This is a genomic window from Actinomadura formosensis NBRC 14204, from assembly GCF_001552155.1.
Classification (GTDB): Bacteria; Actinomycetota; Actinomycetes; order Streptosporangiales; family Streptosporangiaceae; genus Spirillospora; species Spirillospora formosensis.
The window spans coordinates 1-23,420 of record NZ_BCQQ01000031.1 but is presented as its reverse complement, the minus strand read 5'-3'; the positions used below and the strand labels follow the sequence as shown (position 1 = coordinate 23,420).

Annotated in this window: 23 protein-coding genes; 12 read left to right on the top strand and 11 right to left on the bottom strand. The window is 72.2% G+C overall.

The genetic code is table 11. The features are described from left to right. Positions 1 to 11: 11 nt before the first annotated feature. The 3 genes from AF1_RS10890 to AF1_RS10880 all read right to left on the bottom strand — a co-directional run bounded on the left by AF1_RS10890 (position 12) and on the right by AF1_RS10880 (position 3,172). The gene (locus tag AF1_RS10890) at positions 12 to 665 is read right to left on the bottom strand and encodes a maleylpyruvate isomerase N-terminal domain-containing protein (RefSeq protein ID WP_067796145.1); all 654 of its coding nucleotides are present in this window, start codon (positions 663 to 665) and stop codon (positions 12 to 14) included. Between the two features lie 589 nt (positions 666 to 1,254). Beyond that, on the bottom strand, positions 1,255 to 1,743 hold the full coding sequence (locus AF1_RS10885; RefSeq protein WP_067796038.1) for a pyridoxamine 5'-phosphate oxidase family protein: 489 nt from the start codon (positions 1,741 to 1,743) through the stop codon (positions 1,255 to 1,257). 28 nt (positions 1,744 to 1,771) lie between these two features. Then, positions 1,772 to 3,172 carry an MFS transporter gene (locus AF1_RS10880; RefSeq protein ID WP_067796142.1) on the bottom strand — a complete coding sequence of 467 codons (1,401 nt, stop codon included), beginning with the start codon at positions 3,170 to 3,172 and terminating at the stop codon, positions 1,772 to 1,774. Positions 3,173 to 3,325: 153 nt separating this feature from the next. On the opposite strand from AF1_RS10880, the gene AF1_RS10875 reads away from it, so the two are divergent. Both AF1_RS10875 and AF1_RS10870 read left to right on the top strand, forming a co-directional pair. After that, positions 3,326 to 3,820, top strand: a complete 495-nt coding sequence (locus tag AF1_RS10875; protein ID WP_067796036.1) for a winged helix-turn-helix transcriptional regulator — start codon at positions 3,326 to 3,328, stop codon at positions 3,818 to 3,820. 566 nt (positions 3,821 to 4,386) lie between these two features. Continuing rightward, positions 4,387 to 5,892 carry a DHA2 family efflux MFS transporter permease subunit gene (locus AF1_RS10870; protein WP_067796031.1) on the top strand — a complete coding sequence of 502 codons (1,506 nt, stop codon included), beginning with the start codon at positions 4,387 to 4,389 and terminating at the stop codon, positions 5,890 to 5,892. A gap of 108 nt (positions 5,893 to 6,000) precedes the next feature. Here the strand turns inward: AF1_RS10870 and AF1_RS10865 are convergent, their stop codons facing one another. Together AF1_RS10865 and AF1_RS10860 are read right to left on the bottom strand one after the other, a co-directional pair. Next, positions 6,001 to 7,536, bottom strand: a complete 1,536-nt coding sequence (locus tag AF1_RS10865) for an AMP-binding protein (RefSeq protein ID WP_067796029.1) — start codon at positions 7,534 to 7,536, stop codon at positions 6,001 to 6,003. A gap of 56 nt (positions 7,537 to 7,592) precedes the next feature. Further along, positions 7,593 to 7,823, bottom strand: a complete 231-nt coding sequence (locus AF1_RS10860) for a DUF397 domain-containing protein (RefSeq protein ID WP_067796025.1) — start codon at positions 7,821 to 7,823, stop codon at positions 7,593 to 7,595. A 192-nt stretch (positions 7,824 to 8,015) separates the two neighbouring features. On the opposite strand from AF1_RS10860, the gene AF1_RS10855 reads away from it, so the two are divergent. After that, on the top strand, positions 8,016 to 8,693 hold the full coding sequence (locus tag AF1_RS10855) for an ATP-binding protein (RefSeq protein WP_067796024.1): 678 nt from the start codon (positions 8,016 to 8,018) through the stop codon (positions 8,691 to 8,693). Here AF1_RS10855 and AF1_RS10850 read toward each other — a convergent pair. After that, on the bottom strand, positions 8,626 to 10,059 hold the full coding sequence (locus AF1_RS10850; protein WP_084262766.1) for an alpha,alpha-trehalose-phosphate synthase (UDP-forming): 1,434 nt from the start codon (positions 10,057 to 10,059) through the stop codon (positions 8,626 to 8,628). The genes AF1_RS10855 and AF1_RS10850 overlap by 68 nt on opposite strands. A gap of 396 nt (positions 10,060 to 10,455) precedes the next feature. Between AF1_RS10850 and AF1_RS10845 the strand changes: the two genes are divergently transcribed. From AF1_RS10845 to AF1_RS10830, 4 genes are read left to right on the top strand one after another with little or no spacing between them, the layout of a single operon-like run. After that, positions 10,456 to 11,592 (top strand): FAD-binding protein, encoded by a 1,137-nt coding sequence (locus AF1_RS10845; protein ID WP_067796017.1) that lies wholly within the window; start codon positions 10,456 to 10,458, stop codon positions 11,590 to 11,592. A gap of 56 nt (positions 11,593 to 11,648) precedes the next feature. Continuing rightward, positions 11,649 to 12,344 carry a FadR/GntR family transcriptional regulator gene (locus tag AF1_RS10840; protein WP_174548842.1) on the top strand — a complete coding sequence of 232 codons (696 nt, stop codon included), beginning with the start codon at positions 11,649 to 11,651 and terminating at the stop codon, positions 12,342 to 12,344. Continuing rightward, complete coding sequence (locus AF1_RS10835) at positions 12,341 to 13,717, top strand: hypothetical protein (RefSeq protein WP_207394092.1); 1,377 nt, start codon at positions 12,341 to 12,343, stop codon at positions 13,715 to 13,717. The genes AF1_RS10840 and AF1_RS10835 overlap by 4 nt, the downstream gene beginning before the upstream one ends. Before the next feature lie 5 nt (positions 13,718 to 13,722). Then, positions 13,723 to 15,519, top strand: coding sequence for a GMC family oxidoreductase (locus AF1_RS10830; RefSeq protein ID WP_067796135.1), 1,797 nt, complete (start codon positions 13,723 to 13,725; stop codon positions 15,517 to 15,519). Between the two features lie 40 nt (positions 15,520 to 15,559). Here AF1_RS10830 and fdhA read toward each other — a convergent pair whose 3' ends face one another. Then, positions 15,560 to 16,774 carry a formaldehyde dehydrogenase, glutathione-independent gene (gene fdhA, locus AF1_RS10825; RefSeq protein WP_242608881.1) on the bottom strand — a complete coding sequence of 405 codons (1,215 nt, stop codon included), beginning with the start codon at positions 16,772 to 16,774 and terminating at the stop codon, positions 15,560 to 15,562. A 426-nt stretch (positions 16,775 to 17,200) separates the two neighbouring features. On the opposite strand from fdhA, the gene AF1_RS35630 reads away from it, so the two are divergent. Further along, a complete protein-coding gene (locus tag AF1_RS35630; RefSeq protein ID WP_067796011.1) occupies positions 17,201 to 17,698 on the top strand; it encodes a hypothetical protein in 498 nt (165 codons plus the stop codon). Positions 17,699 to 17,856: 158 nt separating this feature from the next. Then, the gene (locus tag AF1_RS10815; RefSeq protein ID WP_067796131.1) at positions 17,857 to 18,045 is read left to right on the top strand and encodes a DUF5999 family protein; all 189 of its coding nucleotides are present in this window, start codon (positions 17,857 to 17,859) and stop codon (positions 18,043 to 18,045) included. Positions 18,046 to 18,060: 15 nt separating this feature from the next. Here the strand turns inward: AF1_RS10815 and AF1_RS10810 are convergent, their stop codons facing one another. Continuing rightward, a complete protein-coding gene (locus AF1_RS10810; protein WP_165488401.1) occupies positions 18,061 to 18,705 on the bottom strand; it encodes a YdcF family protein in 645 nt (214 codons plus the stop codon). Between the two features lie 124 nt (positions 18,706 to 18,829). Between AF1_RS10810 and AF1_RS10805 the strand changes: the two genes are divergently transcribed. Then, entirely contained in the window at positions 18,830 to 19,111 is a 282-nt protein-coding gene (locus AF1_RS10805) for a hypothetical protein (RefSeq protein ID WP_067796005.1), read from the top strand. A gap of 57 nt (positions 19,112 to 19,168) precedes the next feature. Here AF1_RS10805 and AF1_RS10800 read toward each other — a convergent pair whose 3' ends face one another. From AF1_RS10800 to AF1_RS10790, 3 genes are all read right to left on the bottom strand, one after another. Next, positions 19,169 to 19,639: an SRPBCC family protein gene (locus tag AF1_RS10800; RefSeq protein ID WP_084262772.1), complete on the bottom strand. Its 471-nt coding sequence runs from the start codon at positions 19,637 to 19,639 to the stop codon at positions 19,169 to 19,171. 96 nt (positions 19,640 to 19,735) lie between these two features. After that, entirely contained in the window at positions 19,736 to 20,533 is a 798-nt protein-coding gene (locus tag AF1_RS10795) for an SAM-dependent methyltransferase (RefSeq protein WP_067795999.1), read from the bottom strand. Between the two features lie 41 nt (positions 20,534 to 20,574). Beyond that, entirely contained in the window at positions 20,575 to 21,195 is a 621-nt protein-coding gene (locus AF1_RS10790) for a PepSY domain-containing protein (RefSeq protein ID WP_067795997.1), read from the bottom strand. A 118-nt stretch (positions 21,196 to 21,313) separates the two neighbouring features. On the opposite strand from AF1_RS10790, the gene AF1_RS10785 reads away from it, so the two are divergent. Continuing rightward, the gene (locus tag AF1_RS10785; protein ID WP_067795994.1) at positions 21,314 to 21,994 is read left to right on the top strand and encodes a response regulator transcription factor; all 681 of its coding nucleotides are present in this window, start codon (positions 21,314 to 21,316) and stop codon (positions 21,992 to 21,994) included. 1 nt (position 21,995) lies between these two features. Then, positions 21,996 to 23,414, top strand: a complete 1,419-nt coding sequence (locus AF1_RS10780; RefSeq protein WP_067795992.1) for a sensor histidine kinase — start codon at positions 21,996 to 21,998, stop codon at positions 23,412 to 23,414. Positions 23,415 to 23,420: the final 6 nt, after the last annotated feature.

Below are 23,420 nucleotides of genomic sequence, written 5' to 3'. Positions count from 1 at the left end.
GAGCGGACCGCTCAGCCGAGGACGAGCGGGAGCTTCGCGGCGAGACCGCCGAGCGCGGCCTGCTCCGCATCGGTGGGCGCACGGCGTCCGGTGCCGATCAGCAGCGCGTCCTTGTCGGAGAACGAGGCGGGGAACGGAGTCCCGGCGATCTTCTCCAGGGACGCCCGCGCCGCCGCGAGGGTCTCGGCGGGCGGCTCGGCGGCGGACGGCAGATACGCGATCAGGTCGAGATGGTGCAGGGTCCATTCGAGCACGTACGCGGACAGGTAGTCACCGGCGGTCAGCACCATGTCCTGGGTGCTGACACGGGCGGCGGGATCGGCGAGCACGGCGGCGCGGCCCGCGGCGGAACCGACGTCGTCCAGATGGAACTTGAGCAGCCGCGGCTCGCCGTACGCGGCGGCCAGCCGGGGGATCAGCGCGTCGAGCGGGTCCTCGCCGGTCGGGGGTTCCACGAGCTTCCAGTAGGTGACCGCGTCCACGGTCGGTTCGGTCTCGGCGGGCGTGACGAGGGTGATCAGGACGTCCTGGGCGTCGATGACCAGGTGGCACACCAGGTCCCGTACGAGCCAGCCGGTACAGCCGGACGGCCGCTCGAAGTCCTCGTCCGCGACATCGGCGACCGCCGCGAGCAACGCCGTCCAAGAGCGCGAGAAGAGATCCACCGCGGCACGGTAATGCCGCACCGGAACACCGGACAAACGTATTTCGGGCGGCCGCGTCCACACCGTCCCCCGAGACCCTGGCGTCAGGCAGTGCGGCCGAGCGAGCCGCCCTTGATGCCCGCGAGCAGCGACGCCCACACGGACTGTCCCAGCACCAACACTGAGTCTTTTTCAGCGTGGCGGGGTCTCGCGGAGTTGCAGGGTGTGGATGGCTTTGGCGAGGTGTCCGGCGCGGTGGGGCAGCAGCGCAGCTTCCGGCGAAGCGTGTGCGGATGGCGGTTTCGATCGCGGTGCGGTCCATCCGGCGATGGCGCGCGTGCAGGTTGCTGGCGACGACCGGCACGGACTGATCGGCTCGCTCGCGAGCACGCCATCCCCGCCGGGCGTCTACACCGAGTCCTGAACGTCCACCAGTTCCGCAAGGTGGGCCTGGCAGTTCGGGCAGGTCGCGATGTCCTCGTGCGAGCAGTCCACCTCCCGCGCCAGGGCGATTCAACCCCACGCCCTGGAAGTCCCGAACACTCCCCCAGCACCTCATGGCTGATCTCCGGCTGGCTCCGCGGGATCAAACGCCCGGTGAGGGAGTTCGTCAGCGTTCTCCCTCGGCGTACCAGATCGTGCTGCGCAGGTCGGCTCCTCTGATCACCTGGACGCGCCAAGGCTCCAGCCGTAGGAGGTGCAGCTCTGGGTCGCCGAGCCCGCCGCGCCAGAAGTTGCCCAGGTCGTACCCGGCCCCCTTCGGGCTCGTACGCCGGTAAAGCTCCCACACATGGCGCTTGGTCTCCAGGTCGTCGGCCCAGGCGGCGACGGCATCGATGCTCACCGCGTTCTGCCGCGGCGTCCAGTAGGAGAACGTGGTGTGCGGGTTGCCCGCCAGATGGGCGGCCTTGACCGGCGTCTTGTACGTGGCGAGCCAGCCCAGCGGGTCGCCCTCAAGGGTCTCCCAGACCGGGATCAGCACTCGTGCGCGGGGCCGCCCCTTCTTGTCGACGGTGGTCATGGTCGCGTACACGATGTCGCCGATGTAGGCGTCGAACTGGTTCTTGATCTCGGTGAACGAGGTCACGTGCGCGGCCAACTCTCTCTCCCTCCTGTACGTGCTCTGCTCAGACGGTGGTCGTGGCCGACTCGGCCAGGGCGCTCTGAGCCGGTCCTGAGGCCGCACGGGGGGTGCGGAGGCCGAACGCGATGACGACCGCGCCGAGCACCGCCGCCACCACCGGGACGACCAGCGCGGTCCGCAGCGCGTCCAGCCCCGACCCGGCGGCGACGCTGGCGGCGGTGACGGCCGACAGCCCAAGCGCCGTGCCGAACTGCATGGCCGTGTAGAGCAGGCCGCCTGCCAGGCCGTGCTCGTCCTCGTCGACACCCTCGGTCGCGGCCATGGTCAGCGGGCCGTACGCCAGCGAGAAGGCCAGGCCGAGCAGGAGCAGCGCCGGAAGCATGGCGGCGTAGGTCCAGTCCATTCCAACGGGCAGGAACAGCGCGTACCCGACCGCCGCGACCACGATGCCGCCGAACAGCACCCGGGGGTTGCCGAAGCGGTTCACCAGGCGCGGCGTCAGCGTGGGCGCGAGCACCGTGTCAATCCCGATCACGAGCATGGCCAGGCCGGTCTGCATCGTGTTCCAGCCGCGTAGCTCCTGGAAGTACAGGGTGGCCAGGAACTGGAAGCCCGCGAACGCGAACAGGAACAGCAGCGCCCCCACGTTCACTCGTACCAGCGGCGCGGTGCGCAGGATGCCCAGCCGCACCAGGGGCGATGACGACCGCCGCTCGACCGCGACGAACAGCCCCAGTAGTGCCAGCCCCGCGGCGAACACGCCGCCGGTCAGGCCGGGGCCGTCGCCCGGGTGCTCCAACCGGACCACCCCGTACACCAGCAGCAACATGGCCCCTGTGATGGCGAACGCCCCCGCCAGATCGAAGCCGTCTGAGGGCCGCTCGCCACCGGTGTCGCGGACGAGGACCAGCGCCGCCGTCAGGATCACCATCGACAGGATGACCGGCGCGAAGAACACCCACCGCCAGCCGAACGACGTGAGCACGCCGCCGGCGACCAGGCCGAGCGAGAATCCGCCCGCTGCCGTCCCCGCGTACACGCCGAGCGCCTTGGTACGCACGGGCCCCTCGGGAAAGTTGGACGTGACCAGCGCCAAGCCGGCGGGCGCCATGAACGCGGCCGCGACCCCCGTGACGAATCGTGCGGCCAACAGCATCCAGCCTTCGGTGGCGAACCCGCCGAGCCCGGAGAAAGCCAGGAAGACGGCCAGCCACAGGACGAACATCCGCCGGTGCCCCAGCAGGTCGGCGGCACGCCCGCCCAGCAGCATGAACCCGCCGTAGCCGAGCACGTAGGCGCTGACCACGCCGCTGAGCATCCCGGTGGACAGGCCCAGGTCGGCGCGGATCGACGGCAGTGCCACGTTCAGCATCGCCACGTCGATCCCCTCCAGGAAGATCGCGCCGCAAAGCACCAGCAGTACGCCCCACGCGCGCCCTGTCATTCGGGCGGGGTGGCCGGCGGCGCCGGATCCGCTGACGGAATTGGACATCGGAGTCTGACCCCATCTCCTCCGGGAACCGGCCCGGAGTGGTTCCCCGAGCGCCTGCCAGTTCCCTCTTGTAACTGGCAGCATCGTCAGGCACCATCGGTGACCATGGAAGACGGCACTTTCGAGTCCCTCGGTTACTGCGGGGATACCGGCATCGACGACGACGTTCTCCAGTGGGACCAGCGCGCGGACTGCGAGGTGCGGCAGATCCTCGACCGCGTCGCCGACAAGTGGTCGCTCCTGGTGATCGCACTGCTCGACAAGCGGAGCCTGCGCTTCACCGAGCTGCGCCGCGCGATCGACGGGGTCAGCCAGCGAATGCTGACCCGCACGCTGCGGCACCTGGAGCGCGATGGGCTGGTGAGCCGGACGGTACATCCGACCGTCCCGCCGCGGGTGGACTACGAGCTGACGCCGATGGGCGTGACCCTGCACAGCACCATCCGCGCCCTGGTCGTCTGGACCGAGGAGCACCAGAACGCCATCGCCGCGGCGCGCGCCGCCTACGACAGGCGCGCGGCCGCCGAGCGGGAGGCCGCCGAACGCGAAGAGGCCGAACGCCGGGCCGTCGCCCGCACGGCCCGGCCGACCAGGGGCTGACCACTCTGATCACGGCCGACGGCGATGACCGGCCGAGCGGATCGGGTGGCGTGAGCGAGGTCGACGGCATCACACGGGACGACGGACATGTCGCGATCCGTGATCCCGACGTCATCAAAGGCCCGATCACGTGGGTCGATCACCCCGGCCCCCAGGTCCGAGCGGAGCCGCCGGATCGACCGCCGACAGGGGCCAGTGGCCCCACAAGCGGCTGCGGAGAGATTTTTCCTTCCCTGGTGCGATGAGTTCGGGGTGGGGGCGTGGTCTACCCCCGTGACTCGTGAAGGGAGGGGTTCGGTGTCGCGTGCGTCACATCTCGTTGGCCTCGGGTGCGGGTGCGTCCGCAGGGTGGACGGGGAGGAGCAGGGCGGTTCTGTCGGACCCCGCTGGAATACTCCCGGAGCGCGCGAAGTTTAACGGTTCGCGAAAGTGTCAGTCGCTGCAGTATTTTGCGACGTACTCCCTGAAGACCTGACCTGACCACGGTCCTGCACGCCTGCATGCGGGCCCTGACGATTGGAAAAGAGTTGACCGCTCCCGCATCTGCGCAGACGGCGGACGGTTCGTTGAAGGAACCCGAGGCAGGCGGCGGTCTCGACCGCGGTGTGCTCGCGGTGGCCATGGTCGTCGTCCTCGGCGCGATCATGTCCATCCTGGACGTGACCGTCGTGAACGTCGCCATCAACGACCTCGCGAAGGAGTTCAAGACCTCGCTGGCGACGATCCAGTGGGTCGCCACCGGCTACACCCTGGCGCTGGCCACGGTGATCCCGATCACCGGCTGGGCCTCGGCGAGGTTCGGCACCAAGCGCCTGTACATGATCTCGATCGGGCTGTTCGTGATCGGCTCGATGCTGGCGGGGGTCGCCTGGTCGGCCGAGTCGCTGATCGCGTTCCGGGTGCTCCAGGGCCTCGGCGGCGGCATGATCATGCCGGCCGGCATGACGATCCTGACCCAGGCGGCGGGGCCGCAGCGGGTCGGCCAGGTGATGAGCATCGTCGGCGTGCCGATGCTGCTCGGCCCGATCCTCGGCCCGATCATCGGCGGTTATCTCGTCGACGACGTGTCGTGGCGCTGGATCTTCTTCATCAACCTGCCGATCGGCATCGTGGCGCTGCTGATGGCGGCGCGGATCCTCAAGCGGGACGAGCCGAAGCCGGCGGAACGGCTCGACTTGATCGGGTTGATCCTGCTCTCCCCCGGCCTGGCCTCGCTGATCTACGGCATAGCCAAGGGCGCCGAGCTCAAGGACTTCCTGAAGACCGAGGCGCTGGTCTTCTGGGCGGCCGGCGCCGTGCTGGTGCTCGGGTTCGTGGTCCGGGCGCTGAAGGCGAAGAACCCGCTGATCGACCTGCGGCTGCTCAAGCGCCGCTCGGTCGCGGCCGCGTCCGGGACGATGGTGCTGTTCATGATCGCGTTCATGGGCGCGATGCTGCTGCTGCCGCTGTACTACCAGACGGTGCGCGGCGAGGGCGCGCTGCAGTCCGGCCTGCTGCTGGCCCCGCAGGGGCTCGGCGCGATGGTCACGATGCCGATCGGCGGCAAGCTGACCGACCGGATCGGGCCCGGACGGGTCGTGCTGGTCGGCATGGTCATCGTGGTGCTGTCGGTGTCCGGGTTCGCCGCGGTCCTGGAGGCGGACACGTCCTACTGGGCGCTCGGCGGGGCGCTGTTCGTGATGGGTCTCGGCATGGGCATGACGATGATGCCGACCATGGCGGCCGCGATCCAGACGCTCGTCCACGACGAGGTGCCGCGCGCGAGCACGATGCTGAACATCATCCAGCAGGTGTCGGCGTCCATCGGCACCGCGATGATCTCGGTCCTGCTGGCGAACCGGCTCACGGCCGAGCTCAGCGGGCTGGGCGGCGGCGCCGGTGGCGGCATCGGCAGCGCGGAGAAGATCCCGCCGGAGATCATGAAGGTGATCGCCGGGCCGATGGCGAACGCGTTCCAGCACACCTACTGGTACTCGGCCGGGCTGCTGCTCCTGGCGTTCCTGCCGGCGCTGCTGCTGCCGCGCAAGAAGCCGGAGACCACGGCGGCCGACGCGCCGATGCCGATGCACTGAGTCTCTCCGCGAAGAGGTAAGGGCTCACTGAGGACGCTTCTGGTGCGTTCCAGACCCCGGCCGGGTTCCGAAGGTCCCCGGGCCGGGGTTTTCCCTTTCAGGGGGCTCTCAGGCCGTCGCAGGGCGCTCGCCGGCCCGGTACTCGTCCTTCAGGAGCCGCTTGTAGAGCTTCCCGGTGGGATGCCGGGGCAGTTCGGGACGGAAGTCGACCGTCCGCGGGCACTTGTAGTGCGCGAGGCGGTCGCGGCAGTACGCGATCAGCTCGGCCGCAAGCTCGGGGCCCGCGTCGTCCATGGACAGCGGCTGGACGACGGCCTTCACCGCCTCGCCCATCTCGGCGTCCGGGACGCCGAACACCGCCACGTCGGCGACCTTCGGGTGCACCGCGAGGACGTTCTCGGCCTCCTGCGGGTAGATGTTCACCCCGCCGCTGATGATCATGTAGGCGCGGCGGTCGGTGAGGTGCAGGAAGCCGTCCTCGTCCACGTATCCGACGTCGCCGAGGGTCGTCCAGCCGCGCCCCCGCGGGTCGCGGGACGCGGCGGTCCCGGCCTCGTCGGCGTGGTATTCGAACGTGGGGCCGTTGCCGAAATAGAGCGTTCCAGGCTCCCCGGGCGGCAGCTCCCGGCCGTCCTCGTCGCAGACGTGGACCTCACCCAGGATGGGACGTCCGACGGTGCCCTTGTGGGCGAGCCAGTCCTCGGTGTTGGTGTAGACGAAGCAGTTGCCCTCGGTGCCGGCGTAGTACTCGTGCAGGATCGGCCCCCACCAGCCGATCATCTGTTCCTTCACCGGGACCGGGCAGGGCGCGGCGGCGTGCACGGCGCAGGTCAGCGACGACATGTCGTAGCGGGCGCGGGTCTCCTCCGGGAGCTTGAGCATCCGGATGAACATGGTCGGCACCCACTGGCTGTGGGTGGCGCGGTACTTCTCGATGGCCGCGAGGGCCTGCTCGGGGTCGAACTTCTCCATCACCACGACGGTGGCGCCGAGCCGGTGGAAGACGAGCGAGTACCGCAGCGGGGCCGCGTGATAGAGCGGCGCCGGGCACAGATAGACCGAGTCGGCGTCGGCCGAGAACAGGTGCGAGATCAGCATGTAGAGCGGCCCGGCCTCGCCCATGGACGCCTTGGACAGAGGCGGTTTCACTCCCTTGGGGCGGCCGGTGGTGCCGGACGAGTAGAGCATGTCCATGCCTTCGCACTCGTCCTCGATCGGGGTGGAGGGGTACCGGCCGACGCGCTCCTCGTAGGACTCGTAGCCGGGGGCCGTGCCGCCGAGCATGAGGCGCAGCGGCACGTCCGGCGCGGACCGCGCGGCCGTCTCCATCGACGCACCGGTGATGAAGACCTTGGCCTCGCAGTTCTCCACGATGTAGGCGAGCTCCCCGGGCTGGAGCCGCGAGCTGATGGCGGTGTAGTAGAGCCCCGACCGCTGGGCGGCCCAGGCGATGGCCAGGTAGAGCGGATGGTTCTCCAGCATGAACGCGATGTGGTCCCCCGGGCGCAGCCCCTCCGCGCGGAGCAGCTGCGCGAGCCGGTTGGACTCCTCGTTCAGTTCCCGGAAGGTGATGCTCCGTCCGGAGCCCGCCATGATCACGGCGGGCTTGTCGGGTGTCTGAGCCGCGATCTGCCCCAGGTGCATGGCCGCACGCTACCCGCCCGGACCGCGGAATGGAATGCCGTTCGGTTTGTGGTTCGTCAGAGGAGCATGTGGTCGAAGTCGCCGTCCTTGGCTCCCCCTACGAACGCCTCGACCTCCTCGCGCGTGTAGACGAGGATCGCCCCTTCGGGGTCCCGGGAGTTGCGCACGGCGATCTCCCCGGTGGGGAGCTCGGCCATCTCGACGCAGTTCCCGGACGGGTTGCTCCGCCGGCTCTTCTGCCAGACGAGTCCGCTGCGCCGGACGTCCGACATGTGGTGGCCGTCCATGTTTGCCCCCTTAGGCGTCTCAGCCTCCGCACGGGAGGCCACGATCTCGCCCCACCCCACACAATGGTACGAGATGCACGTGCATTCGTTCTTGCATTCGTTCATGCAGACGGTCTTGCATCTGCACGACTTGGGGAGCAAGATAGCGAACACTCGCCGGTGACCACCCCGCACGCCTCTGAGGTTTGACAAATGACCGTTGACCAGGCAGACGAAGTCGCAGCTCCCGCCGCCATGGGGGGCCGCCGGCCGCGGCACGCCGCCTCCGCGCACGCGCCCTGGCAGGATTCGGCGCCGGCCCCGGCCGGCCCGAACGGCCCCGCGAACCCGCTCGCGCTGGTCCCGGTCGCCGTGCCGGGCCTGGCCGGGCTCTGGCCCGCACCGCACACCGGCACCCCGCGCACGGCGCGGCGCGTGCTGCCCGCGGAGATCACCGCGCCCCGGTCGGCGCGCGAGTTCACGCAGGCCACACTGGACGAGTGGGGGTTCACCGGCGACGCCGGGGACGTGGTCGTCGCGGTGTCGGAACTGGTGACGAACGCGCTGCGGCACGGCCTGGAGGGGCTCCCCCAGCCGCTGCCGCTGTGCCCGATCCAGCTCGTGCTGGTCGGTCACCCGCGGCGGCTCGTCGTCTCGGTCACCGACCCGTCGAGGCGCACGCCCGAGCCCCTCCCGAGCGACCCGGACCGGTTCGCCGAGAGCGGCCGCGGCCTCGTCGTCGTCGGCGCGGTCAGCGACGCATGGGGCTGGGCACGGCTCGCCACCGGCGGGAAGGCCGTCTGGGCGGCCTTCGACCTCCGGGTCAGCCCTCCGGCGCCGCCGCAGCAGGCTCGGCCGGAACCGGATGCTCCGGACGCTCCAACTCGCTGAGGAACGACTGGGCCCAGCGGTCCACGTCGTGCTCGATCACACGGCGGCGCATCGAGCGCATCCGCCGCGCCTGCTCGGCGGGCCCGGCGTTCAGCGCGGCCAGCAGCGTGCCCTTGAGCCCGTCGATGTCGTAGGGGTTGACCTGGAACGCGCCTCGCTTCAGCTCGGCGGCGGCGCCCGTGAACTCGCTCAGCACCAGCGCCCCGCGCAGGTCCCTGCGGCAGGCGACGTACTCCTTGGCGACCAGGTTCATGCCGTCCCGCAGCGGGGTCACCACCATCACGTCCGCCGCCAGGTAGAGCGCGGTCAGCTCGGCACGGTCATACGAATTGTGCAAATAGTGGATGACCGGAAACCCGATCTCGCTGTGTTCCCCGTTGATCCGCCCGACCAGCTGCTCAATCTCCTCCCGGAGGAGCTGGTACTGCTCCACGCGCTCCCGGCTCGGCGTGGCGATCTGCACGAACACGGCCTGGCCCGGCTTGATGTGGCCCTCCTGGACCAGCTCCCCGAACGCCTGGAGCCGCTGCGTGATCCCCTTGGTGTAGTCGAGCCGGTCGACGCCGAGCAGGACGGTGGCCTCCCCCAGGTCGGCGCGGATCTCCCGCGCCCGCTCCTGGACGTCCGCGCGTCCGACCAGCTCGTTCAGCTCGCTCACGTCCACGGAGATGGGGAACGCGCGGGCCCGCACGACGCGGTCGTCCCAGAAGACGTCCTGCTTGACGTGGCGGGCGTCCAGGAGCCGCCGGCAGAGCCGCACGAAGTTCGCCGCGGCGCCCGGCAACTGGAAGCCGACCAGGTCGGCGCCCAGCAGGCCCTCCAGGATCTGCCGCCGCCACGGCAGCTGCCAGAACAGCTCCAGCGGCGGGAACGGGATGTGCAGGAAGAAGCCGATGCGCAGGTCGGGACGTAGCTCGCGCAGCATCCGCGGGACGAGCTGGAGCTGGTAGTCCTGCACCCAGACGATCGCGCCCTCGGCCGCGACCTCGGCCGCCGCCTCCGCGAACCGCCGGTTGACCTGGACGTAGGCGTCCCACATCGAGCGGTCGTAGACGGGCGTGGCGACGACGTCGTGGTAGAGCGGCCACAGCGTCGCGTTCGAGAAGCCCTCGTAGTAGAGCTCGACCTCCCGCGCGGACTGCACGACGGGGTGGAGCGACATGCCGTCCTCTTCGAACGGCTCGAGCTCCTCGTCCGGCGCACCGGCCCAGCCGATCCAGGTGCCCTGACGCCGCCGCATGACCGGGGCGATCGCGCTCACCAGACCCCCGGGACTGCGCCGCCAGCGGGGAGCGCCGTCCCCGTCCACGGTCCGGTCGACCGGAAGTCGATTGGCCACCACCACGAACTCGCTACCGCGCGACACCTGCGACCCGCCTCTCCAGGAACCCTTCAGCGATCACTCATGCCCAAAAACGGTCATCAGGAACATCTTGTCACTTCGACGCTAAGAGGCGGCGGCCGGAAAAGGTCGCTGTCAGGCGAGCGGGAGCACCCTCTCCCCGGATGAGAGCAGGCCAAATTCCTTTCCGGTCCGGGTTACCACTGTTGATTCGGCGGTCAGTCGGCGCGGCAGAGGGCGGAAAAGTTGTCCATATCACACTGCCGGGCAGGGTCCTGCCCGGAGTTCCATCGCCCGTGAGACGCTCGGCGGCGTACCGCCGCCGGAGGAGAGCAATCCACCCGGGGGGCGCGCCCGGCCGCACGGCCGGCTCCGCGCACGCCGGCCGCGACGCCGCCGCCACCTGCGAGGAGCATGAGCATGCGCGACTTCGGGGGAATCGTCGAGCTGCGCCCCGCGCGGGTCGTGCGGCCGGGGTCGGCGCGGGAGGTCGCGGCGGCCGTCCGCGAGGCCGCCGCGCGCGGGCTGGAGGTGGTCCCGCGCGGCCTCGGGCACTCCGCCCACGGCCAGTCGCTGACCACGGGCATCTCACTCGATCTGCGCGGGCTCGCGGGCGTCGGCGAGGTCGGCGCGCGGCACGCGGCCGTCGGCGCCGGGACGAGCTGGCGCGAGGTCCTCGCCGCGACGCTGCCGCTCGGGCTGACACCGCCCGTCCTGACCGACCACCTGGACGTGACGGTCGGCGGGACGATCTCCGCGGGCGGCATCGGCGGGACCTCGCACCTTTACGGGACGCAGGCCGAGAACGTCCTCGCCCTCGACGTCGTCGCGGACGGTGAGCCCGTGGCCTGCTCCCCCGGCGTCCGCCCCGAGCTCTTCGACGCCGTCCGCGCCGGGCTCGGCCGGCACGGCGTCATCACCGGGGCGACACTGCGGCTCGTCCCCGCGCCGCGGCGGGTGCTGAGCTGCACGATCCCCTGCCGGGACGCCGCGGACCTGCTCCGCGTCCAGCGCGAGGTCCGGGCCGAGCACATCTCCGGCCAGGTCAAGCCGTCGGAGGACGGCTGGCGCTTCGAGGCCAAGGCCGTCCTCTACCGTGCCGGGGCGGCCCCGCCGGCCGGCACCGCGCGGACCGAGGACCTCGCCTACCCCGAGTTCACCGACCGGCTGCGTCCCGACGTGGAGGAGCTGATCGCGCTCGGCGAGTGGGCGCGCCCGCACCCGTGGGGCATGGTCTTCCTGCCCGCGTCCCGGGCCGCCGCGGTGATCGAGGCGACGCTCGCCGAGATGACGCCGGCCGACCTGGGTCTCGGCGTCATCCTGATCAAGGCGCTGCGGGTCGGCCACGTCCCGATGCTGGCGGTGCCGGACGACCCGGTCCTGTTCGGCGTCCTGCGCACCGCCTCACCGGGCTGCGCACCGGTCGCGGAGATGCTCGCCGCCAACCGGCGCCTGCTCGACCGGGCGCTGGGCATCGGCGGAAGCCGCTACCCCGTCGACGCCGTCCCCGCGACCGGACAGGGCCCCCGAGGCTGGGCGCCAAAGCCCCGGTCTTGACGCCGGAGCGATGCACGTGGTCCAGTGGCTGAGCCACTGGACCACTGGAGGTTTCTGTGCCGTCCTCGCCGATCCCCCGCGACACCGTCGTGGACTCGCTCGTCGGCCGGCTGCGCGACGACGTGCTGAGCGGCCGCTACCCGCCCGGTTCGTACCTGCCGCCCGAGCGGGAGCTGGCGGCCGGCTACGCGGTCACCCGCACGTCGCTGAAGCACGCGATCGTCCGGCTCGCGCAGGCGGGGCTGCTGGAGACGCGGCACGGGGTGGGCACGCGGGTGCGCGACTACGAGCGGCTCGGCGGGCCGGAGCTGCTGCCCATGCTGGTAAGCACGGTCGGGCCGGCCTGGAAGGCGGAGATCTTCCAGGTGCGGCGCGAGGTCGGCGCGCTGGTGGCGGCCAAGGCGGCCGCGAACGCGACGGACGCGCAGCGGGCGCGGCTGCGGGAACTGGCCGGCGAGGTCCGGGACGCCCGGGACGCGGACACGGCGCAGCTCGCCGAATGCGAGATCCACCGGGTGATCGCGGCGGCCACCGGCAACCGGGTGTACGGGTTCATGGTCAACGCCCTGCTGAACGCGTACCTGACCGTCCGGGACGGGTTCACGCACGCGTTCGCCGACCCCGCGGCGGCGGCGGACCGGCTCGCACCGCTGATCGGCGCGCTGTGCGGCGGCGACGCGGAGCGGGCCCGCGCGGCCGCCGCCGCGTACTTCACCGAGACCGAGGCGATCATGCTGGAGGGGACGCGATGAGCGGCCGCCGTACGACGTTCAGCGAGGTCATGGCGGGAACTCTGCGGCTCGCCGGGGAGGAGCGCCCGCGGCCGATGCGGCTGGAGCTGGACGTCGACCTCCCCGGGGTGCTCCGCCCCTGGGGCGACACGGAGGGCGCCCTCACCGGACGTGTCGTCGTGCCGGGCTGGGCGGACGACGAGGCGGCCTCGGGACGGCTGCGCGTCGCGCCGCTCGCCGCCCGCCGCATCCGGTACACGATGGATTTCACCGCCGCGGACGGGCGCCGCCTCCATCTGGACGGCTGGAAAACGGTCGCACCGCGCCGGCCCGTCCGGTCGATGACGTCCCTTCCCGTCACCGTGACCGACGAGGACGGGACGGTGCTCGGCGAGGCGCGGCTGCGGTTCGACCTGCGCCGCGACCTCGCCGCGTTCCTGGCGAGCTTCCGCCTCCCCGCGCGGCCGGACGATCCGATGCGATCGCGCTGGCGGGGCCGGCCCGGCCGGCTGGAGGTCTGGTACACGACGCTGACCGACCCCGCGACCGGCACCGGCGTCTGGCTCCACCACGAGCTGGTCGCGCCGGACACCGGCGAGGCGCGGGCGCACGGCTGGGCCGCCGTCTTCCCGCCCGGCGGATCACCGGTGTTCGCCCGGTTCGGCCCGCACGGGTGGAGCCGTCCCGAGGACGCCGTGTTCACCGCCGGTCCCGTCGTACAGACCGCCGGCAGGCTCACCGGCACCGCCGGGACGATCGGCTGGGACCTGCGCGAATCGGGCGGTGGGCGCCCCCTCCACACCTTCCCGCGCTGGGCCTGGGAGCGGGAGCTGCTGCCGGCCGCGCAGATCGTCCCGAAGCCGACCGCGGTCTACGACGGCGTGGTGCGCTTCGGCGACCGGACACTGACCCTGCGGGGCGCGCCCGGCGGGTCCGCCCGCATCTACGGGCACGGCAACGCGCGGCGGTGGGCATGGCTGCACGCCGATCTCGGCGGCGGCGACGTGTGCGAGATCGTGGCGGCCGTCTCGACGCGGCCGGGCCTGGACCGGCTGCCCCCGCTCCCGCTGGTCCGGCTGCGGGTGGACGGGACGGACCTGCCCTCCGGCGATCCGCTGCTCGCGGCGCTCCGGCTGCGCGCCGGCATCGGCCTGCCGACGTGGACCGTCCAGGGACGCCTCGGCGACCGGTGGCTGCGCGTCGAGGTGACGCAGCGGCCCGAGGAGACCGTCGCGGTCGACTACGCCGACCCGGACGGCGCGCCCGCCGTCTGCCACAACTCCGAACGCGCGGACGTGCGGATCTTCCTGGCGCGCAGGGCCGGCCGCTCCTGGGAGACCGAGCGCGAGTGGCACCTGGCCGGCACCGGCCATGCGGAGGTGGGGCTGCGGTGAGCGCCATGTCCGGGACGATCTCGCTGCTGCTCGGCATCGAGGACGCGGGCGAGCTGGCCAGGGTCACCGCCGGCGCCGAGGCCATCGCGCGGACGCTGCCCGGACCCGCGCGGCTCGGGCTGGCCGCCGGCACCGGCACGCTGGACGCGCTGTCGCGGCTCACCACCGGGCGCCCGCTCGAACGGCTGGACGCGCGGGGCCGGGACGCGCTCTGCGCGCGGCTGGCCTCGCACGCGGCCACGTCCCGGATCGTCGAGACGGTGAAGATCCCGCTGCTGCTCGCCGCCGGGACCGAGCTGCTGCCGGGACCGCCGGAACCGGACGCGCCGGCACGGCCCGACGCCGCGCTGGACTGCACGCCGTCCCGCGAATGGCCGGCCTGCTCGACCGCCGACACCGTGGTGATCGGATCCGGCGCCGGCGGCGCGATGGCGGCCAGGACGCTCGCCCGGCGCGGCATGTCGGTGATCGTCCTTGAGGAGGGGCGGCGGTTCACGGCCGCGGAGTTCCGGGAACGCCCGCCGCTCGACCGGTTCCTCGACCTGTACCGGGACGGCGGCGCCACGGTGGCGCTGGGCCGTCCGCCGCTGCTGCTGCCCGAGGGCCGCGCGGTCGGCGGGTCGACCGTCGTCAACAGCGGGACCTGCTACCGGACGCCGGACCGCGTCCTGCGCCGGTGGGCGTCCCTCGGCGTCCCGGTCGAGGATTTCGGTGCCCACCTGGACGAGGTCGAGGCCACGCTGCGGGTCGCGCGGCAGCCCGTCGAGCCGCTCGGACGCAACGGGCTGCTCGCGCTCGCGGGGGCCGAGCGGCTCGGCTGGCAGGCCGCCCCGCTGCGCCGCAACGCGCCGGGCTGCAGGGGCAGCTCCCAATGCGCCGTGGGGTGCCCCCACAACGCCAAGTACGGCGTTCACCTGAACGCTCTCCCGCAGGCGTGTGAAGCGGGCGCGCGCATTGTGACCCATGCGCGGGCCGAGCGGATCCTCGTCGAACGCGGGATCGCCACCGGCGTGCGCGCGCGCCGCCCGGACGGCTCGTGCTTCGAGATCATCACACCCCGCGTCGTCATCGCGGCCGGCGCCACGCAGACGCCGCTGCTGCTGCGGCGCTCGGGGCTCGGCGGGCATCCGGAGCTGGGACGGGGCATGGCCGTCCACCCCGCGACGAACGTGGCGGGACGCTTCGCCGAGCCGGTCGAGTCGTGGTCGGGGGTGATGCAGAGCGTCGGCATCGAGGAACTGCACGGCGACGGCATCCTCATCGAGGCGACGGCGACCCCGCCCGGCATGACCTCGTTCCCGCTGCCCGGGATCGGCCGGCGGCTGCGCGGCGAGCTGGACGGCGCCCGCCGCCTCGCGGTGCTCGGCGCGATGATCGCGGACGCCCCGTCCGGCCGCGTGCACGGCTCGCGGCACCGCGCGCTGCTCCGCTACGACCTGACCCGGGAGGGCGCGGGCCGGCTGCGCCGCGCGATGGTCGCGATGGGCCGCATCCTGTTCGCCGCCGGAGCCGAGGAGGTGCTCACCGGACTGGCCCGCAGCCCCGTCGTCCGGGACGAGGACGAGCTGACGCGCGCGGCCGCGGCGGCGTCGCGCGCCGACCTGCACCTGGCCGGGTTCCATCCGACGGGCACGGCGAAACTCGGCGCCGGCGACACCGCCCCGGTCGACCCGTCCGGGCGGCTGCGGGGCGTGCGCGGCGTGCACGTCGCGGACGCGTCCGTCCTGCCGACGTGCCCGGAGGTGAACCCGCAGCTCACCATCATGGCGATGGCGCTGCGGATCGCCGGCGGCATCGCCTGACGGGCTCGCGGCACCGTGTCCGCGAGCCCGCCGGCGCAGATCAGGCGGCGGCCCCCAGCACGCCGTGCGGGTCGAGGATGTACTTGCGCGCCGCGCCCCGGTCGAACTCGGCGTACCCCTCGGGCGCCTGGTCGAGCGGGATGACCGACGCGTTGACGTTCCGCGCGATCTGCACCCGGTCGTGCAGGATCGCCATCATCAACTGCCGGTTGTACGACATCACCGGGCACTGCCCCGTGATGAAGTACTGCGACTTGGCCCAGCCGAGCCCGATCCGGATCCCGAGCTGGCCCACCCTCGCGTTCTCGTCCTCCGCCCCCGGGTCGCCGGTCACGTACAGGCCGGGGATGCCGACCCCGCCGGCCGCCCGGGTGACCTCCATCAGCGTGTTGAGAACGGCCGCGGGCCGCTCCCCCGCCGAGCCCTCGGGCCCGTGGCCGCGCGCCTCGAACCCGACGCAGTCGACGGCCGCGTCCACCTCCGGGACGCCGAGGATCCGCTCGATCTGCTCCGGCACGTTCTCGTGCCGGGACAGGTCGATCGTCTCGCAGCCGAATCCGCGCGCCTGCTCCAGCCGCTCCGCGTTCATGTCGCCGACGATCACGACGGCGGCGCCGAGCAGCAGGCAGGAGGTCGCGCTGGCGAGGCCGACCGGTCCCGCGCCCGCCACGTACACGGTCGAACCGGTCGTCACGCCCGCCGAGTAGGCGCCGTGGTAGCCGGTCGGGAAGATGTCCGACAGCATCGCCAGGTCGGGCAGCTTCGCCATGACCGTGTCGCGGTCGGCGGGGAACTTGAGCAGGTTGAAGTCCGCGTACGGGACGACCGCGTACTGGGCCTGGCCGCCGTGCCAGCCGCCCATGTCGACGTACCCGTACGCGGCGCCCGGCCGGGCCCGGTTGACGTTCTCGCACACGCCGGTATGGCGTTCCTTGCAGTTGCGGCAGCGGCCGCACGCGATGTTGAACGGGACGCTGACGAGATCGCCCTGCTTGATGAACTCGACGTCCCTGCCCGTCTCGATCACCTCGCCGGTGATCTCGTGGCCGAGCGTGAGCCCGGCGGGTGCGGTCGTCCGGCCGCGCACCATGTGCTGGTCGGAGCCGCAGATGTTGGTGGCCAGGACCTTGAGGATGGCGCCGTGCTGGAGCTGGCGTCCGTCCTGCTCGGCCAGCTCCAGACGGGGGAAGTCCAGGTCCTCGACCGTGACCCTGCCCGGCGCCTGGTAGACGACGCCTCGGTTGGTGTCAGCCACGACCTCTCCCTCCGCGTTGCGGACAAGTGCGTGACCCATACCCGGTTTAAGGCTGTTAGTCCGATTTTTTGACACTCGCCCCAGGAGCCCGGACAGGGGGCCGCTGGAGCACCCCCGGCACACCCGGATGGTGGCCGTGCTGGGCCGCGAGGACTGACTCGGCCGTCCGGATTCAGCGGAGAGTGAAATCACGCCTTCCAGACGCGGGCCGCCCCGGACGGGTCGAAGGCCCGGTTCCCGCAGGCTGCACGGTCCGGGACGGGAGGTACCACCCGGTTCCGGACACCGGGCGCCCGTCATGATCCAGTAAAGGATCTTTTTGATCGACTTTTCCGTTGTCAGACCTTTCTTGTAGCGTTCGCAGCGTTTTGTGAACCGCATTCATGATCGGACTTTCCCGCCGCAAGATCATCTGAGGACGCCGCGATGCCCCTGGCGACAGGTCTGGCCGCGGCCGCGCTCCTGGGCCTGCTGACGCTCCTGGCCACCGCGCGGCGCGGCAGGCGCCGACAACGTTCGGAGAACGAGCACCCCGAGTCCCTGACGGCCGTCCTGGAACCGGGGGACGAGGAGTACCTCGCGTGGCTGGCCGATCACCACTGGCCCCGCGACGAGTACCTCGACCTGGAGCACGAGTGGCTGGAGGAGCTGGCCTTCGGCGAACCGGCCGGGCACTACCAGTCGCCGCTGTGCCCGCGGTGCAACCTGCGGCGCGAGGACGTCTGGCCATGCCCCGCCTGCGGCCGGCTGCTGCACTCGTCCTGCGGCCACGGGATGCGGCGCCGCACGGTCGACCGCCCGTACCGCACGCACGCCACCAACTCCGAGGCCGTCATCGCCGAGTGGATCTGCACGGGCTGCACGGCCGTCGTCGGCCTGGACGTGGACCACGGCGACGAACCCGACGGGGGGCTATTGCGATGAAACGCCCCGATTGCCCGGTATCGCCATGCTTCACACGCGCCGCACGGTAAAGAATCCGCCATCGACTTGCATATTTCGGACGCACGACGGCAGGCTGCATTATGTCCTTAATCACAGGGACACCGTGGAGGAACCCCGTGACCGATCAGCACGCCACCATCTGCAGGCACGAGCCGTCCTGTCCGGCACCGGACCGCCTCGACCGTGAGGCCGCGCGCATCGTCGCCAACCACCCCGAGCAGGGCTGGAGCCTGCTCTGCAACGGCATCGTCCTCTTCGAGGACACCGGCGAACTACTTCCCGACGGCCGCGTGATCGCTCCGCACCGCCCCGTCACGACCGCCTAGCGCGAACGCACGTGGTCACCGGATCACGTGCCTGTCATATCCGAGCCGGACGAGTTCCTCGTACGCCGCCCAGGCCGCCGCCGGAACGGGCACCGGCACCTGGAAGCCCCGTTCCGCGTAGACGACCATGCGCTGCAGGTCCCCCACCATCAGCTCGATGAACTGGCGCTCGTCCGCGCCGAACGCGTCGAACCCCAGGTCGGGGGCGGAGGCGGACCACCGGGCCTCCGGCCACTGGCGCCGCGCCGTCGCGAGCGCCCGGCGCGTCATGTAGGGCTTGGCGACGAGAATCCCGCTCCGCACGGCGATCCCCCGCTCCCGCACCAGCCGCCGGGACGCGGTGATGTTCTCCCCCGTGTTGGTCGCCGTCTCCTCCAGCAGCAGGGCCTCGGCCGGAACGCCGTGCTCGCGCACGACCCGCCCGAAGACCTCCGCCTCGGTCTCGGCCCACCCTTCGGTGATCTTGCCGCGCCCGCCGGAGACGATCACCAGCGGCGCCCATTCCCCATGCCAAAGCCTCGCCGCGTGCACCGCCACCCGCGTGTCGTGGCACCCGAGCGCGAGGATCACGTCAGCCTGGGAGAGCGGACCGGACACGACGAGGTGATCCCAGATGATCCTCGCCAGTTCGCGCGCGTGCGCGTCCACGTGAGACTCCACCGGGTCATTCTCTCCGGCGGCCGCATGTCGGGCTCCCATCCACGGGATCGCCCCGATAACGTTCAACTGTTTTGCTACTTACGCAAGAATCATGTGGAACTCGACCACGAAAGGACGGTGTGGTGTGATCCCAGTCCTGGTCCTCATGTCGCTGGGCGCCCTGTTCGGCCTCTGCCTGGCCGGGCTGCTCCGCCCCATGCCGTCAGGGCCCGCTCCCGACCCGCCGCCCGCCGACACCCCGTCCGGGCACGTACACCCCGAGTCCATGACCGCCGAACTCGGTCCCGGCGAGGAGGAGTATCTCGCCGGGCTCGCCAGCGAACTGTGGCCCGAGGACGAATACCTGGAACTCGAACGCACCATCGACGGCGAGGAGGAGTCCGGCGGCAGCGGCATGCTCCTTTGACTCCCCGCCGGCCGCCCCCTGCCGCTCATGACCCGCCGCTCGTACCCGGGCGGCGGGTCAGGTGGCGGGGAGGGGCTCGCCGGTCTCCAGGAGGGTCTTCAGGCCGGACAGGACGCGCGGCCAGCCGTGCCGTGACATGCCGAGCAGCGTCTCGCCGGCCGTGTGGACGACCGTCAGCCCGACCGTCCCCCCGGCGGGTTCGATCTCGAAGGTCACCGTGGAGCGGGGTTCGGCCATCAGCTTGAGGCGCGTCTCCTCGTCCACGCCGACGCTCTTCGCCCACTCGGGCGTGAACGTGTGCCACGTGTAGGAGAGGCGGCGGCCCGGTTCGGCCTCCAGGACGACCTGCTCCGGGTCGGCCATCGCCGGGCCGTCCTCGTGCCAGGTGATCGTGGAGCCGGGCTTCCAGTCCGTCTCGAAGGAGACGCCCCAGTAGCGGCGGGTGAAGGCGGGATCGGTGAGGGCCTCCCAGAGGCGTTCCGGGGTGGTCTTGATGTAGGTCGTGTAGACGAACTCGCCTGCGGTCATCGGGACTTTCTCCAATGCGGTCTTCAGGTCGGCGAGCGCGCGCCGGTTCCTTCAGGACCGCACGGTGCCCGCCGTCCGGCAGCCGACGGGGACGGCCTAGGGTTTGCGGCCCACACCGCCGTAGGCGTCGACCGCCTCGGGCTCGCCGGGCGTGTCCGGGCGCCAGTGCGTCACCGGGACGATCCCGGGCTCCAGCACCTCCAGCCCCTCGAAGAATCCCGCGATCTGCTCGGGCGTCCGCAGCGCGAGCTGCGCGTTGCCCGAGGCGTTCCAGAGCTCGACGATCCGGTCGGACGCCTCACCGTGCACGACGTTCGTCCCGTCGTACATGGCGAAGTAGCTGCCGGACGGCACCGCGTCCATGAGCCGCCGCACGATCCCGTACGCCTGCTCGTCGTCCGGGACGAACTCCAGGATGCCCATCAGCGTGTACGCGATCGGCTTGCCGAAGTCGAGCGTCTCGGCGGCGGCCTCCAGGATGAGGTCGGGCTCGCGCAGGTCGGCCTGGGTGTAGGCCGTGCGCCCCTCGGGGGTGCTGGTGAGCAGTGCCCTCGCGTGCTCCAGCACCAGGGGATCGTTGTCGACGTAGACGATCCTCGACTCGGGCGCGGCCCGCTGGGCGACCTCGTGGGTGTTGTCGACCGTGGGCATGCCCGTCCCGATGTCGATGAACTGGCGGATGCCCGCCTCGGCGGCCAGATACCACACGACCCGGTTGAGGAACCGCCGGGAGGCGCGCGCCAGCCGTGCCACGTCCGGCAGCATCCCCAGGATCTGGTCACCGACCTCACGGTCCACTGGATAGTTGTCCTTGCCGCCCAGCCAGTAGTTCCAGATGCGCGCCACGTGCGGGACGCTCGTGTCAATACCGGGACCGGGCCTCTGCTCGCTCATCCGCACCTCCTCGGCGCGTTCCTTCCCCGCCGCGGGCGCGGTCAGTCCTCGCCGTGCCCGCCGCCGAGGACCTTCCCGGTCGCGGCGTCCACGGCGACCTCGTGCTCGGCACCGTTCCGTCCGATCACCTCGACCTCCCAGACGGCGCCGCGGTGCCCGCGCCGGAACTCGGCGGACACGGCGTGGCCCGGGACGGCCTTCAGCGCCGCCCCGGCCGCGGCCGGCGCCGTGACCTCCGCCTTCCGCAGCGCGGCGGAGTCGGCCTTCCCCTCCTCGTCCCGGTCGTCGGCACGGTTCGCCAGGACCTTGCCGGTGCCGGAGTCCACGGTCACGTCGCGCCGGGCACCGTTGCCGGCGAGGACGCCGACCTCCCAGACGGTCTTGCCGTGCTCCCCGTCGAGTTCGACCTCCTCGACCTTGCCGGAGACGGCCTTCAGCGCCGCGTCCACCGCCTGCGCGAGCGAGACCGCCGGCTCGGGCGAGCCGTCGGCGGGGTGGTCATCGTGCCGGTCGTCGTCGGACGGCACCGCGCCGCGGCCCCGGTCGTCGCCGTGGCCGGCGGCGACGGCCGCCGTCGCTCCCCCGCCCGCGAGGACGCCGGCGGCGACCACCGTCACCACCAGCCCGCGTCCCGTGAACATGCGCCGTACGTCGATCCCCATCGAAACTCCCGCCTTCCGGTGTCGTCTCCGTTGCGGAACCGACGATGCAGGGCGTTCCTGTAGCGCGGCTGAAGCAACCTGAAGCCGTCTTCAGGTGGCGTTTGGCACCCTGGGGGGCATGCGCCTGCTGATCGTGGAGGACGAGAAGCGCCTGGCCACCTCCCTCGCGCGGGGGCTGGCGGCCGAGGGCTTCGTGGTCGATGCCGTCCATGACGGGGCGGAGGGCCTGCAGCGGGCGCTCGGCGGGGAGTACGACCTGATCATCCTCGACATCATGCTGCCCGGGATGAACGGCTACCGGGTGTGCGCGGCGCTGCGGGCGGCGGGCGAGGAGACCCCGATCCTGATGCTGACCGCCAAGGACGGCGAGTACGACGAGGCCGAGGGCCTGGACACGGGCGCGGACGACTACCTCACCAAGCCGTTCTCCTACGTGGTGCTGGTGGCGCGCGTCCGCGCGCTGCTGCGCCGCCGGACGCGGGGCGCCGCGCCCGCGATCGTGCTCGGCGACCTCACCGTGGACCCGGGGGCGCGGCGGGTGCTGCGGGGCGACGCGGAGGTGGAGCTGACCGCCAAGGAGTTCGCCGTGCTGGAGCACCTGGCGGCGAACGCGGGGCAGGTCGTGTCGAAGGCGCAGATCATGGAGGCGGTCTGGGACTTCGCCTACGAGGGCGACCCCAACATCGTCGAGGTGTACGTGAGCGCGCTGCGCCGCAAGCTGGACGTCCCGTTCGGACGCCGGTCGATCACGACGGTGCGCGGCGCCGGATACCGGCTGGCCCGGGACGGGGGCGCCTGACATGGCCCGCCGCCCGGCGTCCGTCCGGGCCCGGACGACACTCGGCGCGACGGCGGTGGTGGCCGGCGCGCTGGTCGCCGCCGGGCTCGCGGTGGTCCTGCTGCTGCGCGCGAACCTGGCCGGGCAGGCGGACCTGCGGGCCGAGGTGGCGGCGCGGGACGTCGCCTCGCAGCTCGCGGCCGGCGCCTCCTTCGGGGGCCTCGACCTGCCGGACGCCGAGGACCGGCCCGTGCAGGTCGTCGGCGAGGACGGACGGGTGCGGGCGGCGAGCAAGGACCTGGAGGCGATCCACGGCACCGGCTCCCCCGCCGTGCGGCCCGGCGGCTCGGGGCGCGGGCACGACGACGATGAGGGCCGGGACGACGACCCGCGGCGCGGCAAGGTGTCGGGCGACGACCCGGCGTTCACCACCGGCAGCGCGACCGTGGACGGCCGGACCGCCGACTACCGGTTCGCGGCGGTCGAGGTGACGACCCCGCGGGGCGAGACCGTCACCGTGTACGCGGGCGCCGGCCTCGCCGCCACCCGGGACGCGGTCGCCGCGGTCACCCGCGCGATGCTCGCCGGCCTGCCGCTGCTGCTCGCCGTGGTCGCGGGCGTGACATGGCTGGTCACGCGGCGGGCGCTCCGCCCGGTGGAGGCCGTCCGGGCGGAGCTGGCGGAGATCACCGCATCCGGTGATCTCGGCCGGCGGGTGCCCGTCCCGGACGCGCGGGACGAGATCGCCTGCCTCGCCGCCACGACCAACGAGACCCTCGCCGCGCTGGAGGACTCGGTGGCGCGGCAGCGCGGCTTCGTCGCGGACGCCTCGCACGAGCTGCGCAGCCCGATCGCGTCGCTGCGCACGCAACTGGAGGTCGCGGCGGCGCATCCGGAACTGCTGGACGTGGACGGTCTCGTCGAGGACGTGGTGCGGCTCCAGCATCTCGCCGCCGATCTGCTGCTCCTCGCCCGTATCGACGCCGGTGACCGGCCACCGGCGCGTCCCGTCGCGCTCGGGCGGCTCGTCCGGGAGGAGCTGGAGCGCCGCGCGGCGGGCGACCGGATCGCCGTGCGGGCGTCGATCGAGGCGGACCCGCGGGTCATGGGCGTCCCGGGCCGGCTCGCCCGGGTGGTCGGCAACCTGCTCGACAACGCCCAGCGGCACGCCGGCGAGACCGTCCGGCTGTCGCTGCGCGAAGAGGCGGGCACGGCGGTGCTGGGGGTCGCCGACGACGGGCCGGGCGTACCGGCCGCCGACCGCGAGCGGATCTTCGAGCGGTTCGTGCGGCTGGACGACGCCCGCAGCCGGGACGAGGGCGGCGCCGGGCTCGGCCTGGCCATCGCCCGCGATCTGGTGCGGGCGCACGGCGGGAGCCTCACGGCCCGTGAGGCTCCCGGTGGCGGCGCGCTCTTCGAGGCGCGGTTGCCGGTTATTTGAGGAGCT